This is a genomic window from Streptococcus pantholopis (genome assembly GCF_001642085.1).
In the GTDB taxonomy this organism is placed as follows: domain Bacteria; phylum Bacillota; class Bacilli; order Lactobacillales; family Streptococcaceae; genus Streptococcus; species Streptococcus pantholopis.
The window spans coordinates 1,522,964-1,537,158 of sequence record NZ_CP014699.1; the positions used below are offsets into that span (position 1 = coordinate 1,522,964).

10 protein-coding genes, 1 tRNA gene and 2 pseudogenes are annotated in these 14,195 nt (G+C 43.1%); 2 read left to right on the forward strand and 11 right to left on the reverse strand.

All coding sequences use genetic code 11. From position 1 onward, the window contains the following. Positions 1 to 274: 274 nt before the first annotated feature. From A0O21_RS10655 to A0O21_RS06990, 3 genes and pseudogenes are all read right to left on the reverse strand, one after another. Positions 275 to 616, reverse strand: coding sequence for a hypothetical protein (locus A0O21_RS10655; RefSeq protein ID WP_082854430.1), 342 nt, complete (start codon positions 614 to 616; stop codon positions 275 to 277). A 297-nt stretch (positions 617 to 913) separates the two neighbouring features. Next, positions 914 to 1,168 (reverse strand): DUF1912 family protein, encoded by a 255-nt coding sequence (locus A0O21_RS06985; RefSeq protein ID WP_067063475.1) that lies wholly within the window; start codon positions 1,166 to 1,168, stop codon positions 914 to 916. A gap of 69 nt (positions 1,169 to 1,237) precedes the next feature. Next, positions 1,238 to 1,634, reverse strand: a pseudogene (locus tag A0O21_RS06990) (acyltransferase); the annotation flags it as partial. 656 nt (positions 1,635 to 2,290) lie between these two features. On the opposite strand from A0O21_RS06990, the gene A0O21_RS06995 reads away from it, so the two are divergent. Continuing rightward, positions 2,291 to 2,361 (forward strand) — tRNA-Thr (locus tag A0O21_RS06995). Between the two features lie 206 nt (positions 2,362 to 2,567). Here A0O21_RS06995 and A0O21_RS07000 read toward each other — a convergent pair. From A0O21_RS07000 to A0O21_RS07030, 7 genes and pseudogenes are all read right to left on the reverse strand, one after another. After that, entirely contained in the window at positions 2,568 to 4,013 is a 1,446-nt protein-coding gene (locus A0O21_RS07000) for a collagen binding domain-containing protein (protein WP_067063479.1), read from the reverse strand. A gap of 421 nt (positions 4,014 to 4,434) precedes the next feature. After that, positions 4,435 to 5,583 carry an N-acetylglucosamine-6-phosphate deacetylase gene (gene nagA, locus A0O21_RS07005; protein WP_067063482.1) on the reverse strand — a complete coding sequence of 383 codons (1,149 nt, stop codon included), beginning with the start codon at positions 5,581 to 5,583 and terminating at the stop codon, positions 4,435 to 4,437. 114 nt (positions 5,584 to 5,697) lie between these two features. Further along, positions 5,698 to 6,102, reverse strand: coding sequence for a PTS sugar transporter subunit IIA (locus tag A0O21_RS07010; protein WP_067065217.1), 405 nt, complete (start codon positions 6,100 to 6,102; stop codon positions 5,698 to 5,700). A gap of 13 nt (positions 6,103 to 6,115) precedes the next feature. Beyond that, a pseudogene (locus tag A0O21_RS07015) lies at positions 6,116 to 6,712 on the reverse strand (PTS system mannose/fructose/sorbose family transporter subunit IID); the annotation flags it as partial. Positions 6,713 to 6,894: 182 nt separating this feature from the next. Then, complete coding sequence (locus tag A0O21_RS07020; protein WP_067063484.1) at positions 6,895 to 7,626, reverse strand: GntR family transcriptional regulator; 732 nt, start codon at positions 7,624 to 7,626, stop codon at positions 6,895 to 6,897. Between the two features lie 740 nt (positions 7,627 to 8,366). After that, on the reverse strand, positions 8,367 to 10,778 hold the full coding sequence (locus A0O21_RS07025; protein WP_067063488.1) for a flavocytochrome c: 2,412 nt from the start codon (positions 10,776 to 10,778) through the stop codon (positions 8,367 to 8,369). Between the two features lie 15 nt (positions 10,779 to 10,793). Next, positions 10,794 to 11,396, reverse strand: coding sequence for an NADPH-dependent FMN reductase (locus tag A0O21_RS07030; protein ID WP_067063491.1), 603 nt, complete (start codon positions 11,394 to 11,396; stop codon positions 10,794 to 10,796). A 193-nt stretch (positions 11,397 to 11,589) separates the two neighbouring features. Here A0O21_RS07030 and A0O21_RS07035 point away from each other — a divergent pair, with 193 nt between their 5' ends. Next, positions 11,590 to 12,801 (forward strand): L-lactate MFS transporter, encoded by a 1,212-nt coding sequence (locus A0O21_RS07035; RefSeq protein ID WP_067063495.1) that lies wholly within the window; start codon positions 11,590 to 11,592, stop codon positions 12,799 to 12,801. A 52-nt stretch (positions 12,802 to 12,853) separates the two neighbouring features. Here A0O21_RS07035 and A0O21_RS07040 read toward each other — a convergent pair whose 3' ends face one another. Beyond that, positions 12,854 to 14,185, reverse strand: coding sequence for an SLC13 family permease (locus A0O21_RS07040; protein ID WP_067063499.1), 1,332 nt, complete (start codon positions 14,183 to 14,185; stop codon positions 12,854 to 12,856). Positions 14,186 to 14,195: the final 10 nt, after the last annotated feature.

Below are 14,195 nucleotides of genomic sequence, written 5' to 3' on the forward strand. Positions count from 1 at the left end.
ATGGCCAATAAATTAACATCAGCTCACCAAATTTTTCTGCTGCAATAGAAAAACGTCCCTGTCAATTCTGACAGGGACGAATCTCATTGTGATTTCCGCGGTACCACCCAGATTCGGGCTTCAAGCCCGCTGCTCTATTTATCTTTCTTCTAATCTTCAGCAACTCTTCTGACATCTGTACGGATTTCTCAGCCCCACCGCTTTCTGTAAACAGACAAACTCAAAATACCTCTGAATGCTTTTTATTTTAACAGAATTTCCAGCAAAAAGCAATCTAGCTCGGTCCTGTCCATGTTTCTTCGACATAAGCCAGTTCTTCTGCAAAGGTATCCTGATCCTCTTCTAAGGAAACATCGTAAACTTTATCATTTTTTTCGGTTGTAAAGAACCAGACACAAAAGAGTTTCCCCTTATTTTTTGCAGTGCCGTAAATCTGATAAGCATCATTGCCTGAAATAGCTGCCCTTGAGCCTGTCAGTCCATCAAAAAGGCCTGCTTCTTTTAGATTGGCAAAGCAGGCAGCTGCAGTTCGCTCCAGAACATCGCCCTTGATTGTTTCGGCACCCAAGTCTTCCTTGGTGTAAGCATAAAGAGTTACAGCATTATAGGCTGACAAATCAGAATACTGATAGCTCTTTCCGCCATCTAAATCTGTGAAACTGACCCAGTCGTTAGGAACATAAACATAACCGTAGTCAACGTTACCAATCCGCTGTATACCAGACAGGGGAGATTCTTCTCTGGAAGAAGAATTTCTTGTCGCTATGCAAGACTGAGAGGACGTCTGATCAGTCGATTCAGAAGAAGCCCCTCCCCTAATTACTAGGCTGCAAGCTGGTAAAAACTGGCTGCTATCAATAGATTAAGTAAAAACAATAGTTTCTTTTTCATATATCTGCGCTTTCATAAAATGTCAGTAAGTGCTCTTTTTAAATAAACCATCCGGCGCATCATGAAAACCCTTGCCGGCACGGTAATTATCAAATTTCCCCTGAATAAACTGATAAGCATCTCGCTTGCTCTCATAGCGAATATAGGCATCAGCTGCTTGCTCATCCTTGTCCTCCTCAGCAAGCTTTCGACTGGCTGCCATAGCCATCTCGTTCACCGCAATCTGTGAATCAATCCAAGCCTCAAAATCCCGTAAAAATTCCTGTTCGTAAGTCATTTATAAATAACCCCTTTATTGTTGATGCCTTATTATACCATTTTTCAAAAACAAAATAAGTTTTTATTCTCAGCTGTCAGGGTCAATCTGCTTAATCACTTTGGCGGGAACGCCGCCGACAACTATAAGCTGGGACATCTTTACTGACCACAGCACCAGCAGCCACAACGACCCAGTCGCCTATGGTCACACCGCTGAGAACAGTTGCATTAAAGCCAATCCATACATTCTGACCCAGTTTAATCGGCGCATAATGGTTTTTGCGCTTCATTGAAGGCCTGAGGTCATGGTTAACCGTCGCCAGAACGACATTGTGACCGATAAAGCAGCCATCACCGATTTCAAGGCCGCCTTGATCCTGAAAATGACAGCCCGAGTTAATAAAAATATCTTTACCCAAACTGATATTTTTGCCATAATCCGTATAAAAAGGCGGAAAAAGACGAAAGCTCTCATCACTCTCTTTTTCCGCAGCATTTAGCCCGTGTTCAATTTAATAAGATACAAAGGGCGTAAAGAAATCCGTATGAAAATGGCGGTAAGTCCGAAATCTCTGATTTCGCAGACGCTCCCCTGCCAGAACGACTAGAAAGGTGCGGTCGACTGTTAAGGCGACAAAACCTTCAGACGGCAACGGCTGATGGTAACTAAGTAAGGATACAAATTTCCAGCCCCTTCACTCTCCCTTTTCTGGGTTCGGGCTGAAATCATCCACTGGATGATTTCACTGCACAGCTCTTAGGCCGTGTTCAATTAACAAGATACAAAGGGCGTTCAAGCTCACAGCAAAAATAGGAGCCTGACCGCCGAGTCACTAAAGACTCAAGGGAGGGCTGTCTTTTTTGCACAGAGCTTAGCCCGTGTTCAATTTAATAAGATACAAAGGGCGTTTAAAGAGCAAAATAAGTTCTGCAGATATTTAATTTATGAAAACCTTTTCAGTTATTATATCATCTTCTTCTAAGATTCTCTAGCTAAGCCAGCTAAAAAAATAAACAGTTGCTCCTAAGAGGCTGCAAGCAGGAAATTTCCCATTTTTTTCTGAAAATGTCTTCAAAGAATAACTGAAAAGGTAACATTTTTCTTGCCATAAAAAAAGTTTCATGATACTATAGAGAAGTAGCCGCTATAGTTAAATGGTATAATAGAGCAATGGTAATGCTCCGTTCCGAGTTCGATTCTCGGTGGTGGCATCATTTATCACTTTGAAAGCCTGATTTTTCAGGCTTTTTAGAATGAAGTATCGCTTTATTTATAAAGGCCAAGAGTTGCAACTCTTGGCCTTTATAGGTTAGCAGACACTAATTTACTGAATCAGAGGCTGCTTATTTAACTCAAAAATAACTGTTCTATAGCTGCCTTTTTAAAAGACAGTACCATTACCAGTTGCTGCTAATGCTTAGGAGGCTCTTTTAGAACAGATAAAGAGCAATCCTGTTGCGGAAAGTACAGTAACACCTGTTAAAATAACAACTATATTCTCCTGCTCACCTGTACTGGGCAGTTTTTTCTTACGCTTGCCGCCCTTATCTGCATTTGTACTTGTAACTGGGACAGGCGCTGTGCTAGTGCTCGATTCTTGGCTGCCAGCAGGCGAAGCTGTGGTGGTTGTCGTAGGAGTAGTTGTTGGCCTACTGCTTGATGTTCCCCTAGTAGAACTTGTTGGATTTTCCTCAGCGGTAGTGGTTGGTGAAGTTACCGCTGTTGTTGCTGGACTTTCTGTCGTTGTGGCCTTGCTAGTTGGAGTTATAGTAGTTGTCGCACTTTCTGTTATCGTTGACGCTGCAGTAGTAGGGCTTTCTGTCGTTGTGGCTGTGGGTACTTCTGTTATTGTTATTTCTGTTGATATAACAGTTGTAAGTTTATCACCATCAGCTCCCCCATCAGCTGCTACATTGGCAACTGTATAGTTAAATGATTCACCTCTAACGGCGTCTTTCCCATTTTCCTTATACCAAGCTTTACTGTGATTTTCGAAAACCCTCTGTTCAGGATTATCCACTTTAGTCAAATACATAATACTGATACTGTTCAAAGAAACCCAGCCGCTTGGAACAGCAAGAGTTATTGTACCAGCTGCTGCATCAGCGGAAATAGCGGCACCAGCAAAATCATTAGAAAAATCGTTCAGAGCATCTGGGCCAGAATACACTGCATTCCGCAAGCCAGTTACTGTAATATAAAAACTGTCCATATCAAGGGTCTGACCTGATTGAATCTGATCTTCAATCCGAACATCATCATCAGCATAGACATTGCCGTTATTTATATTAAGAAACCAGCGGACGTGTTCTGTGTCATTTGGCTGCATATCTCCAGTTTTATAATAGAAAACACTGCCGATCCCCGTAGCCCCTTTTTTAACGGTTACACTGGCTGTTTCCCCACCGCTCGAGAGAGTAAAAGAAGCAGAATGTTCATCGCTGGTTTGTGTTAAGTTGCGGCCTTGGATTTCAAATTCACCCCAGCCAGTAATATTTTGCAAAGCACTGACACCCTCATTAAAAGTAACAGTTGCCTGACCATCGCTGATTACCAAATCGCCAACATATGTTTCTTGGATGGTCAGTCTGACTGTCTTGTTGAAGCCAGAGCCATAAACCGTTCCGGAATTTTGCCATGCTACCTCGATAGTATCGCCTGACTTTATTTTTTGAGAATGCTCATCAAAAGTAAATCTGACCTTTGTTTTTCCGCCATCATTGATTTCGGCTGGCGATACTGTTAAAGAAGTGACATTGGAGCTGACATCAGAAGCATGGACTGTCCCTCCTAAAGAAAAGAGCGCTGTGATAAATACAAACGTCATAAAGAAATATATAGAGAATGCTGTCATTTTTTTCATTTTTTCAATAAACCTCCTAGATTAGCAGACTCACTTAGCAAGCTGCTGCTGAAAATTATAAGGGCGATATTGTTAAAAATTCAAATATCATAACCTTATTATAATCTTCTATATACAGTATAGCATATTACTGCATTGATGTAATCTGTTTTTTATACCATTTAAAAATGACAGCCTATTTATAAACTGAAATTAGTTGCTCTTGTCGGTGTGGTATCCTGACAGGGACAGATAGCACAGTGCCGTACAAAAAAGCTTAAAACCAATTGTTTATAAAATTTGGTTTTAAGCTTTTTCTATTTTTCTTAATCTTATGTCAAACTTCTGCTTCTTAATTGATACAGCAGATACCAAGCTCTAGCATGTCTGTTTAGCTGATTTTTTCTTTGAAGATAGGGTATTTCTTTCGCCATGCTGTCAACTAAGCCTGATAAACTTTTTTGCCATCCAGATAAGTCGCTGCTAAGTTCAGCTCCGGATCTAAAACAATAAAGTCGGCTGCAAGGCCTTCCTTAATTTGGCCGCAAACATCATCAATCCCTACTGATACAGCAGGAACAAAGCTGGCCATCTTAACAGCTTCTTCTGCTGTCGCAAGCCCCCAGTTGACGACATTTTTCAAACCATCTTTCAGTTTTAAAATCGAACCGGCCAGACTGCCGCTGTCCTTCAGGCGCGCTGTCCCGTCAGATACGGTTACCGCATATTCACCGAGCCTGTAATCACCGTCTGCACAGCCGCCAGCACTCATGCAGTCTGTAATCAAGGCGATGCGGCTGTGTGTTTTTTGCTGCATTAAAATATCACAGGCTACTGGTGACACATGCTGCCCATCACAAATCAACTCCGCATAAGTATTTGGAATGTTGTAAACTGCACCTACCATACCAGGTTCACGGTGATTAAGTCCGCGCATTCCGTTATAGGCATGCACCCAGACTGAAGCACCGGCCTCCACGGCTGTTTGGGCTTCTTTATAAGTTGCATTGGAATGCCCGAGAGCTACTGTCACACCCTGAGCAGTCAAAGCAGAGACAAACTTCGCAGCACCTTTGCGTTCCGGGGCTATGGCAATTTTCTTAATAAGCCCGCCTGCTGCCTCCTGCCATGCCGTAAATTCTTCAAGGCTGGGATCTTTCATATAAGATGGGTTTTGAGCCCCCTTGTATTTTTCTGTAAAGTATGGGCCCTCAAAATAAATACCGCGGATTTTTGCACCTGTCACTTCCGGAGCTGCCGATGCCACTGTCTTAGACACATCCCTCAGTCGTTCGAAGGAGGAGGTCAAAGTCGTTGGAAGAAAAGAAGTGACACCTGTTGACAGAAGCTCCTGGCTCATGATTTTGATGCCTTCAGCCGAGTTATCCATAACATCGTGTCCGCCATAGCCATGAATGTGGGTGTCCACAAGCCCGGGAGCAATGCGATAACCTGAACAGTCAATCACATCCGCACCCTCAGGGAGAACAGGCTGCCACTGACCAAAAACACCGTCATTGATTTCTAAATAACCGCCGGTTTTTGTTTCTTCTGGGTAATAAAATAAATCTGCTTTGAGAAAAGTTGTCATTATAAAATCCTCCGATTCGTCATTTCTAGTATACACCCCTTAAATTCTATCATAAATGGTACATACCAAAAAAGCAACCATTTTGGTTACTTTTGGAATAAAATTTGAAAAAGATCAATCCTCTTCTTCCTTATCAAGTGAAAGAAGCAAATCATTAACACAGAGGGTATTCTCTCTCGCAAACTCCACAAGATTCACATCTTCACCGACCAGTTGGCCGTTCATAAAACCAATAACCATTGGCATATTCATGCCGGCATAGAGTTCAAATTGACGACCTTCCATCAAGAGACGGGACAGCACATTGCAGGGAGTTCCGCCCATCAAATCAGCAAGAACAATATAATTGTCCAAACTTTCAGCTATTTCTAAAAATTTATCCTTAAATTCTTCTGTCCCCTCCCATTCATATAGTCCGACAGCATGAATTTTTTCCTGCGGTCCCATAATCATTTCAACGCTTTTCTTTAGTTCTTCACAAAAAGCGCCGTGACTGACTAAAATTAAATCTTTTGCCATAAACATTTACCTGCTAAACACCAAGAATACCAAAGTATGCCATCACAAGCGCAAAGGAAATAATGATTAAGATAGCTTTTGTTGATGTCATACCTTTACGTCCAAGCAGCCAGAAGACTGCACCAGTAAAGAGCGCAGGGACAAGACGCGGGAAGATTTGATCAAAAAGGCCCTGAATATCAATCACCTTGTCCCCGATTGAAGGAGCCGCAGTAAATTGGAAATTAATCATTGTGGCAATCAGAGCGCCGACCATAAAAACACCCATAACCGAAGCTGCCTCAACCAGTGATGTTAATTTATCACGCATGGTTGTTACCAGTTTTGTTCCTTCACGGTAAGCAATCTCAAGTTGTTTCCAGCGGAAGATATTGATTAAAAAAGTGACCCCTACCCATAAGAAAATACCTAAAGGATTGCCGTTCATTGCCAGAGAAGCAGCAATAGAACCCATAATCGCCGGAACAAGTGAAGCAAATACAGAATCCCCAATTGGTGCAAAAGGTCCCATCAAACCGGCTTTAACACCATTAACAGCATCTTTGGCCGCTATTCCTTCGTTCTCTTCAAGTGCCAAATCGATCCCTGTGATAATCGTATGAAAAAAGTTTTCTGGCTGCTGCTTAATTTCTCTGGCTGTTGTCTCTGCACCAAGTTTTTCAAGTTTTTCTACTGAAAGATTAAACATTTTTTCTTCCTCCGCTATGTTATTTTTAGTTAGAAAACGCACAACAAGAGAGGTCAAAAATGTTTTGGCTATAAAACTCCACCAAAGACAGTCTGTCCTTGATTTTAAGGGGAAGGATAGTGGGTAATATGGTAATGAAACTGATCTGCACGAGCTATACTGAAGGTGAATTCAATAATCCTATTTTTATCATTGAATGTTTTACGAATCATATGCAAAACGGGATCGCCCTTTTTGATGCCCAAAAGCTTTGCCTCATAATCCAAGGCAACACTGGCATAGAATTCTTCCTCAGCCTGCCGAACAGACTGACCGTAATCTTCTGAAAAAATATCATAAAGGGGCTTCTTCAGCAATGATTTTTTTGTCAACGTTGCAAAGTCGCTGCAGGGAACATAAGTTCGCTCAAACATCAGAGGGCTGCCATCAGCTTTTCTCAGCCGTTCAAATTCAAAAACGTCTGTACCTTCTTCTAAATTTAAATAATTAGACAGGTACGGCGTTACCTGCATTTTTTCAAAAGATAAGATATCTGTCTGAGGTTTTTTCCCCAGCTGTTTCATATGTTCGGTAAAACTGTAGGCTGCCGCCAAATCTGTAGGCGGTGTTTTTATACCCGAAACATAGGTTCCCTTACCTTGCTTCTTATAAATAAGCCCCCTTGTCTCCAATTCCTTAAGGGCCTGCCGCACGGTTATACGGCTAACGCCGTGCGCTACGCTAAGCTCCCGTTCAGAAAGAAGTTTGTCGTTAGGTGACATTGTCCCTCTTATTTCAAGTTCCAAGGCGTCAACCAACTGCAGATAAAGAGGCTGCTCACTTTTCGACGATTTCATCCCATCCCCCTGTTCTGGTTATAACCATTTATAGTTTATTATATTATTTCTGACTTGTCAAATTCATTTCCCAACAAAACAAAAAGTCTTCAAAAAAGGGGCAGTTATGAATGGAACACGGCCTAAAATCTTTGTAAAAAAGAGGGGCCTCTTTAAGTGCTGACTTCACGGTTAGCCAGCCGTAGACGTCTGAAAGCTTTGCAGTCTTATCAGCCTGCCGCACCTTTCTAGTCGTCTTGACAGGGGGCCGCCTACGAAATCATAGATTTCTGGCTTACCGCCAGCCGTAGACGTCTGAAAGCTTTGCAGTCTTATCAGTCTGCCGCACCTTTCTAGTCGTCTTGACAGGGGGGCCGCCTACGAAATCATAGATTTCTGGCTTACCGCCAGCCGTAGACGTCTGAAAGCTTTGCAGTCTTATCAGCCTGCCGCACCTTTCTAGTCGTCTTGACAGGGGGGCGCCTACGAAATCATAGATTTCTGGCTTACCGCCAGCCGTAGACGTCTGAAAGCTTTGCAGTCTTATCAGCCTGCCGCACCTTTCTAGTCGTCTTGACAGGGGGGCCGCCTACGAAATCATAGATTTCTGGCTTACCGCCATTTTCACGCGGATTTTTATACGGCCTTTGTATCTTAATCCTCAGAGTTGTGGAAAAAATAAAGCTGGACAGACCCGCCGCCTGTTCAGCTTTATTTAATATATAAGTGATAACTGCTGTTTTTATTTCTCACAGTTTGTATCAGCAGTGCTCCGCTATTGCAGTTTGACCGGCAATACGGCCAAATGTGAAGATATCGGCCAATGAATTGCCGCCCAGCCTATTGCCAGCATGCAGACCGCCTGCAACTTCCCCAGCAGCATACAAACCGGAAATCACTCCCCCGTCTTCATTGATAACATGCGTTTGAGTATCAATTTTGAGACCGCCCATTGTATGGTGAACAGCCGGTTTACGCGGTGTTGCATAAAACGGCGCTCTTTCAACTTTAAAGTCAAAACCGCCTTTATTAAATTCCGGATCATAACCAGCATCAACATACGAATTATAATTAGTGATAGTCTCAACAAAGACTGCAGGATCAACCCCAATCTGCTCAGCCAACTCTTCTAAGCTATCAGCCCGGTAAAGTGTTCCAGCCGCAACCTGTGCTTCAATCTTTTCATCACTGGTATTATAGGCCGTGCCTTTAATATTTTCGTCAGCAATCAGATAGAAAAGTCCGCCGTTATCAATAGCAGCCTGCGACAGTTTATCCCTGCTGCCGTATTCGTCCACAAAACGTTTGCCTTGGCTGTTAACCATCACGAAATTGGCCGGCGGAACCTGAAGGCCTGAGAAGAGCGCTCCTGTTTCCGGATCAGATACAGGCATCATCTGGGTAAAGCCCATACCGACAAGGTCTGCTCCGACACTTTGCCCCAAAACAATACCATCACCAGTAATAGCAGGTGAATTTGAAGTCTTGATATCATCATCAATCTTAGTCCAGTAGGTATTGTACTTTTGCAGCATTTTAGTATTAGCACCGAAACCGCCGGAGGCAAGGACAACAGCCTTGGCATGAATCGTGATTGTCTGACCGTTGCGTCCGGTCGCAATCACGCCTTTGACCTGGCCGTCTTCAACAATCAATTCCTTAACCGGACTGTCAGTCAAGACAGTTGCTCCTTTTTCCTTGACATACTCTCCTAAAACCGAAATAAAGGCATAACCCATTGGAACCTTTGGTTTATGTCCCCGGCGCCATAGGGCACCGACAGGCATGGTCACTTCATCACGGTCAAATTCGACACCGACTTCTTCCAGCCACTGTACAGACTCTAAAGCCCGTTCGGTTAAAATTTTAATTAAATCATAATTCCCGTGAATTTCTTTCCCATTAAGGTCCTTGCGTTTTCCGCCGATATAGGTTTGAATACGGTAGAGGAGCTTAGAATCAAAGAGGTAAGCAGGATCTTTGAGATAAGCTTCCAATTCTGCTTTCAGCATCCGAAAATCATCTAAAAATTCGGGATCAATCGTTGCTTCATCTAGATCATGCAGTTCCTGCAGATTATGAGCCTCACCGGGATTAGCTGGGAAGGTGTTCTGCCATTCAGGCCAAGGAGCATTGATCGGTCCCCCCGCACGTACGGTGTTACCGCCTAGGGCAGGAAATTTCTCGACCAAAATAACGTCATGTCCCTGCTGTAAAACAGTAGCGGTTGCTGCAAGGCCGGCGCCGCCTCCCCCAACGACAACGATGTCAGTTTGGTACTCTTTATCCTGTGTATCAAGGGCGGACGGTGCTTTAGAGCGTTTACGCAGAACATCTGGATTAGCGCCTGCCAGTTTAATGGCACGCGCAACCCCATCTAAGACACCATTAGAAGTGACCGACGCACCAGATACAGCATCAACATTTAGGGTTTGTCCTTCAAGAATTTCATTAGGAATACGTGTGAAAACGATATCGGCGATTCCCGAAGATTCTCCTGATGAATCAATGTCAATCGCCTCAATCTTTTCTTCAGACAGAGTAACAGACATGGGCAGTTTTCCGTTGTGGCCTTCAGTTGTTACCTGATATGTTCCTGGCTCAAAGCGGACTTCTTCTGGCAGATTAAGCTGATTAGCTACATCAACAAAACGCAGGAAACGGAAAAAACACGAATCAAGAAAGTCAACCGTTCCTTCATCTTTAAGGCTGCCATCTTCCGTAAAGGCATGATGAGCCCGTCCCAGTAAAAATTCACTGCCCGGCATGACTGTTGCATTAACCCCCGGAGCATCAAGGACTTGCCGTAAATGAAGCTGAGCACGTGATGAACCTTGAATATCGTAAGAAGCTCCGACGATCATAACGGGTTTACCGTCAAAAGGATGGATATTAAAAGACAGCCATTCCAATAAACTATTTAAACTGGAAGGAATCGTGTGATTATGCTCAGGTGTAGCAATAATGACCCCGTCAGCCTCACTGATTTTGCTGTTAAACATCTGAATCAGTGGGGAATCGGTCTGATCATCCGTTTCATTAAACAAGGGGACATCTGCAATTTCCAGCACCTCAATCTCTGCCTTATTAGCAAAATGCTTAGCCATAAACTGCAGTAAAAGACGATTATAAGACTGCTCTGCATTTGTCCCAACAATTCCGATTAATTTCATGTCTCTGCTTCCTTTCTACTCTACAGCTTCCCAGGCAAAACGTCTTTTGCGTTCTGTATCCGCTGGTTTCACCAATTGTTTGGTTAAAGCTACAAATTCCTGAAATTCAGAAAAATGTTCTTCTAATTCTGCTACTTTTTCTGAATCGGTCAGATTGCAGTCATCATCCAGCACTTGTTCGGAATGCCCCAGAAGAAATTCCAAACCTGGCATAATACGCGCTTTCAGCTCCGGTGCATCTAAAATTTGACGCAAATGCCCTTGAGCCCGAGACGATCCCAAAGCTCCTAAAGATGCTCCGACAATCATAACAGGCTTGTTAATCAATACTCGGCTGGTATAAGCAATCCATTCTAGAGCACTGGCTAAAGGCGCAGGAATGGTGTGATCGTACTCAGGAGTTGCAATAATGACCCCATCAGCAGCTGCGATTTTTTGACTGAAGGCAGCTACAGCCTCAGGAGCTTTCTTGTCTTTGGGTTCATTAAAGGCCGGAAGCTGCTTAATCTCAAGCACTTCTATCTCTGCCTGGTTGGCAAAATGTTTGGCCATAAAGTGCAGCAGTTTTCGATTGGTTGACCGGGCCGAATTTGTCCCAACAATAGCAACTAATTTCATAAAAGACCTCTTTTCTAAACGCAATAATAGCACTTCCTCGCCCTCACTATAACACAATTCCGCTTTTTTTGTAAGCGAAAACATAAGGAAAAGAAAGATTTTTGTAAGCGTTGACATCATTTCGAAATCTTGTTAAAATAACAGCTGAAAATACGGAATCTTAACGCTTTAAAGAAAGGACGGATTTAGGATTATGGAACAATCGCTTAACCGATGGCAGGTTATTGCGGCTTCCACCGCAATTCTGCTTTGTACAGGAGCTGTATATGCTTTTAGTGTTTTTGCCGGCCCTTTAAGCGCCCAGACAGGCTGGTCCATGTCGCAGATTATGCTGGCTTTCACGATTAATTCTGCTATCGGACCTATTCCCATGATTTTGGGAGGCTATCTGACAGACAAAGGCTATGTCAAATGGACAATTGCACTGGGCGCCTGCTGTTTTGCCTTAGGTTTCTTCCTCACAGGTTTTGTTACAAGTCCGGCTATGCTTTATCTGACTTACGGTCTTCTGGCCGGACTCGGACAGGGATTTGCTTATTCAGGATGCCTCAGCAATACCTTGCGTCTCTTTCCAGACCGACGAGGACTGGCTTCAGGAATTATTACTGGAGGCATGGGTTTTGCTGCTGTTATTGTCTCACCTATTGCCAATAGTCTGATTCAAAGCCATGATGCTAAATTCGCTTTTAGAATCATCGGTTTGGTTTACATTATTGTAGTTGTCTTAGCCAGTTTCTTCATTAAACCGGCACCGGCAGGCTATAAACCAGCTGGCTGGAATCCGCCTGCTCAGTCGCGCACTGCTGCTGTCAATAAAACTTGGCAGCAAATGCTGGCAACACCGCTCTTTTATATCATTATCTCCATGTTCTTTGTCGGCGCATTTTCTGGTTTGATGATTGCTTCTCAAGCATCAAGTATCGGCCAGTCGATGTTTGGTCTGTCTGCAGCAACCGCTGCTCTTTATGTCAGTCTTTATTCAATCTGCAACTCCAGCGGCCGCTTTATTTGGGGAACCGTTTCAGATAAAATCGGCCGTGCAAAAACGCTCCTGATTATCTTTACGGTTGTCGCCCTCTCCCTGCTTGCCTTGACAGTCCTTTCCGGACAAGGAGGATTTGCTGTCGGAATTATTGGATTAGGTATCTGTTTTGGCGGCGTTATGGGTGTTTTTCCGTCTATCGTCATGGAAAATTACGGGCCGGCTAATCAAGGAGTCAACTATGGTATTGTCTTCACTGGCTATTCCTTAGCCGCTTTCTTTGCTCCGCGTGTTGCTGTTCAGATGGCAGCTTCTAATCAAGGAGATTACAGCAATGCCTTCTACGTTGCTATTGCTCTTGCAGTCATAGGTTTAATGCTCAATTTAGTCTACATGTCATTCACTAAAAAATCAAGCAGATAGTAGCAGGTAAAAATAGGAGTTTGGGCTAGTCCAAACTCCTATTTTTTTATAATTAAATTTGCAGTACACCAAAAATCCATGCAGTCGCTATAACCACTATATTTGTCACAAACATAATGGGAGCAGCGTACTTCGTATAGTCATTCGTTTCAAGTTCGCACAATGTTGTCCCGACATAAGTTGACGAATTCATGGGCGTAACACTGGTTGCCAAAGCTAAATTACAGACAAAAGGGGCAATGACCATGATTGGTGTCAGACCAAAAGAAGCCCCCACTGAAATTAACAGTGGATAAAGAGCATTATAAAGCTGATAAGGAATAAAATAAATCAGCGGCACAGCTAAAATTAAAAGAATAAGGTGCATATAACGCATCAAAAATACTGGAAAAATGCTTTCCAGAAGCTCTGCTAAGGAAGCTACCATTGACAGTCTGCTGCCGTCTTCGGGTGCTGCGTTAAAGACAGCTAAATAAAAACAGATGGCCAGCAGCATAATAAATACATTAAAAAAAGTACCGCCAGCCTTGTTCCAAATATCATTGAAATCTTTGGGATAATTGACTAGCGATGTGATAATTGCTGCTGCAATAAAAACCAGATAAGACGGGAATTTAAAATAAGCCAGGCCGACAATGACAGCTATAAAAACTAAAAAATTGAACCAAAACAAATGCGGACGTGCATAAGGCTTATCCTTTAAATCAGAAACTGCTGTTCCAAGTTCATCTTGACTGCCTTCAGGAAGACCTAATGTTTGATGCTCTTTTTGATGCTGATAAGCAAAATAGACCCATTGCAAGATAATAGCAGGAATAAAGCACAGGCCCCAAGGGATGGAGGCTGCTGCTAAACTTTCAGCATTGGTGTTAGCCATTGTCGCTGACATAATCAGCCCGATGCCCCATGGCAGCCAGCACATAGCAGCAACTGCCGTTTGACATAGTATAAAGGCGTAATCCCGTCTCAAGTTAAACTTCTTGTACAGCGGAATAACAATAGGAAAGCAAATGAGATAGGTCGTTGACATGTTAGCCGTTAGGTAAGCAATCCCACCAATAACGCTGGTTAGAATCATAATGCCGACAACATTAAGACGGCCTCCGATACGCCTAATCAGTGCATTAACCATCATATCAAACATGCCAGTCTCGGTCAGCATAACAAAGTAAATCAGGCCAAACAAGAGCATATAACCGGTTTGAGACATCACCGTATTGATTTGGTTTAAGATAAGGTTGCTGGTTTCTGTAAGATTATAACCCAGCAAAAAACAAAAAATAACCGGAACGACAAACATGACAAAATTCAGGGGAACCTTATTGGTAATGATACATACAATAATAATAGCAAGCATCATCAAGGCTAAAATTGCTGGACTCATTCTCAATCCT